The following is a 991-nucleotide window of genomic DNA, read 5'->3' on the forward strand; positions in this document are numbered from 1 at the left end:
GTGGGGTAACCCGCAAGGGGGCCAGCCGCCGAAGGTGGGGTAGATGATTGGGGTGAAGTCGTAACAAGGTAGCCGTATCGGAAGGTGCGGCTGGATCACCTCCTTTCTATGGAGAATCGTTCTCTGCGATGAGGACATTCCAATCGGAAGCGCAAGCTTCCAAGAGGACCTTCGGGTTCGAACACTCACTCGTGTTCAGTTTTGAAAGAGCAAGTCTCTTTCGTATGCGTTTGGTGGCGATAGCGGAGGGGTTCCACACGTACCCATCCCGAACACGACCGTTAAGTCCTCCAGCGCCGATGGTACTTGGACCGAAGGGTCCCGGGAGAGTAGGACGCTGCCAAGCGGACAACCATTCCTTGGCTGTTTCAGAATGTTATATATGTTATATGGGCTTTTAGCTCAGTTGGTTAGAGCGCACCTCTGATAAGGGTGAGGTCGGTGGTTCGAGTCCACCAAGGCCCACCATATAACATTAGAAGGCATACTTCTCTTTTGAGATGAATTTTACGGGGCCATAGCTCAGCTGGGAGAGCGCCTGCCTTGCAAGCAGGAGGTCAGCGGTTCGATCCCGCTTGGCTCCACCAACAATGATCCGCCTTTGAATCCCTTGATCCTTGAAAACTGGATACCGAAACGAAAATGCGTTTTAGAACATTCCTTTTAGCTGAACTTGTGTAAGCAAGTGAAGATTTAATAGAATGCTAAGCGAAGATTTTCGATTGTGAAGCGACCTTTGGCTTGGAATGATCCAGCGTACGGAATTTTTCTGGACGCGCCATTCCAAACCAGATGAGCGAACAAGCGAAACATCGGAGCGGTGGTTAAGCTACTAAGAGCACACGGAGGATGCCTAGGCGCCAGGAGCCGATGAAGGACGTGGCGAACAACGAAACGGCCCCGGGGAGCTGTAAGCAAGCTTTGATCCGGGGATGTCCGAATGGGGAAACCCAGCTGTGGTAATGCGCAGTTACTCGTATCTGAATACATA

At 51.6% G+C, this 991-nt stretch carries 2 tRNA genes and 3 rRNA genes; all 5 read left to right on the forward strand.

Annotated elements, in window-relative coordinates:
• A 16S ribosomal RNA gene (locus HYD27_RS31665) occupies nt 1–106 on the forward strand; the annotation flags it as partial.
• Nucleotides 107–229: 123 nt separating this feature from the next.
• Nucleotides 230–346 (forward strand): 5S ribosomal RNA (gene rrf, locus HYD27_RS31670).
• Between the two features lie 45 nt (nt 347–391).
• Nucleotides 392–468 (forward strand) — tRNA-Ile (locus tag HYD27_RS31675).
• 43 nt (nt 469–511) lie between these two features.
• Nucleotides 512–587 (forward strand) — tRNA-Ala (locus HYD27_RS31680).
• Nucleotides 588–822: 235 nt separating this feature from the next.
• Nucleotides 823–991, forward strand: a 23S ribosomal RNA gene (locus HYD27_RS31685); the annotation flags it as partial.

This window comes from Paenibacillus sp. S150 (genome assembly GCF_019352175.1).
Lineage (GTDB): Bacteria > Bacillota > Bacilli > Paenibacillales > Paenibacillaceae > Paenibacillus_AQ.